This window comes from Methylobacterium sp. WL69 (assembly GCF_008039485.1).
Classification (GTDB): domain Bacteria; phylum Pseudomonadota; class Alphaproteobacteria; order Rhizobiales; family Beijerinckiaceae; genus Methylobacterium.
In genome coordinates this window covers 1-1,705 of record NZ_VRUZ01000191.1, presented here as the reverse complement: position 1 = coordinate 1,705, position 1,705 = coordinate 1, and the positions used below count along the sequence as shown (strand labels likewise).

At 69.6% G+C, this 1,705-nt stretch carries 2 protein-coding genes; both read right to left on the bottom strand.

All coding sequences use genetic code 11. The features are described 5' to 3' along the window. A partial coding sequence (locus FV218_RS22370) for a hypothetical protein (protein ID WP_147711597.1) occupies positions 1-264 on the bottom strand: 264 nt, incomplete at its 3' end. Positions 265-414: 150 nt separating this feature from the next. After that, entirely contained in the window at positions 415-1,413 is a 999-nt protein-coding gene (locus FV218_RS22365; RefSeq protein ID WP_056090709.1) for a GTP-binding protein, read from the bottom strand. Positions 1,414-1,705 lie beyond the last annotated feature (292 nt).

The window sequence follows — 1,705 nt, the reverse complement described above, 5'->3', positions numbered from 1 at the left end:
GGCCACGGTCACGGGCCGCGCCGGCCCGGCTTGGCGCCGTGTGCGAAAAACCTTGGCCCGTCGGGCGCGGCGGGGCCGGGCCCGCTCGGAGTTGGAGCCGACGACGCCGCCCACCACCGCGCCGACCACGGCCCCGATGGGACCGCCGACCACGGCGCCGGCCACCGCCCCCGTGCCGACGCCCATGACGGTGTTGCTCGCGGCCTGCACGGTCGCCGGGAGGACCAGGAGGCCGAGGAGGGCAACCAGAACACGTTTCTTCATCGCTCGGACCTCTCCGATGGGGTCAGCCGACGTCCGCCCGGGGGGCCGAGGCGGCGCGAAGAGGGCGCGTCGCCGGACGTGTCCCGATGCGGGACATCGGGTTCATGGGTGCCGTGTGGCGCCCCACCGTGACCAAATCGGGGCCGGCCCTCAGGCCTTGCAATCGTAAAACCCGGCGCGGATCGCCTCCGGGTCGAGCTTGCGCCCGATGAACACCACCCGCGACACCCGGGCCTCGCCGTCCTTCCAGGGCCCCTGGAGGTCGCCGTCGAGGATCTGGTGGACGCCCTGGAACACGAAGCGCTGGGGCTCGTCCGGGAAAGCGACGATGCCCTTGCAGCGCAGGATGTCGGGTCCCTGGACCTGGGTCAGGGTCGAGATCCACGGCATGAACTTTTCGGGATCGACGGGGCCGTCGATGCGGGCGGAGACCGACTGCATCTCGTCGTCGTGGTGGTGATGGTGGCCCTCTTCCAGGAAGTCGGGCTCGATGTCGAGGATGCGCGACAGGTCGAAGGCGTTGCGGTCGAGGACCTGGTCGAGGGGCACGTCGCAGCGGCTGGTGCGGTGGACCTTGGCGTAGGGGTTGATGGACCGGATCAGGCCCTCGACGCGGTCGAGGTCGGCGGGCTCCACCAGATCGGCCTTGTTGAGCAGGATCACGTCCGCGAAGGCGATCTGGTTCTTGGCCTCGGGGGCGTCCTTGAGGCGCTCCGTCAGCCACTTGGCGTCGGCCACCGTCACCACGGCGTCGAGGCGGGCGGCGCCGCCGACATCCTCGTCGATGAAGAAGGTCTGGGCCACGGGGGCGGGGTCGGCGAGGCCCGTGGTCTCGACGATGATGGCGTCGAACTTGCCGCGCCGCTTCACCAGCCCGTCCATGATGCGGATGAGGTCGCCGCGCACGGTGCAGCAGACGCAGCCGTTGTTCATCTCGAACACTTCCTCGTCGGCGCCGATGACGAGGTCGTTGTCGATGCCGATCTCGCCGAACTCGTTGACGATCACCGCGTAGCGCTTGCCGTGATTCTCCGTGAGGATGCGGTTGAGCAGCGTGGTCTTGCCGGCGCCGAGATAACCCGTGAGCACGGTCACGGGGATTTTTTGAGAGGCGGGGTTCGGGCTGTCGGGGTTCGGGCTGTCGGACATGGCGGCTCTTTTCGAGTTTCCGGGCGAACGCGGCCGGGGCTGATGGTGTTATATTGTATCACCCCCTTGGGATGGAAGGCCGTCCCGCCTCGGCCGGCGCGTTCCTCCCCCTCCTCCCTGCGGGGAGGGGTTAGGGGTGGCTCCGCCAGCCTCCGCAGGTGACAGGCTCACGCGGGCGGTCCGCGGACACCGAGGGTCACCCTGCCACCCCCACCTCCCGCTCCTCCCCGCAAGGGGAGGAGGGCCGCATCGCGCTAAGATGTGCGGATGCGATCGCCGGCAATGGGGGGAG

Coding starts and splice junctions, on each gene's coding strand:
- FV218_RS22365 (WP_056090709.1), bottom strand. CDS start 1,413: ATGTCCGACAGCCCGAACCCCGACAGCCCGAACCCCGCCTCTCAAAAA.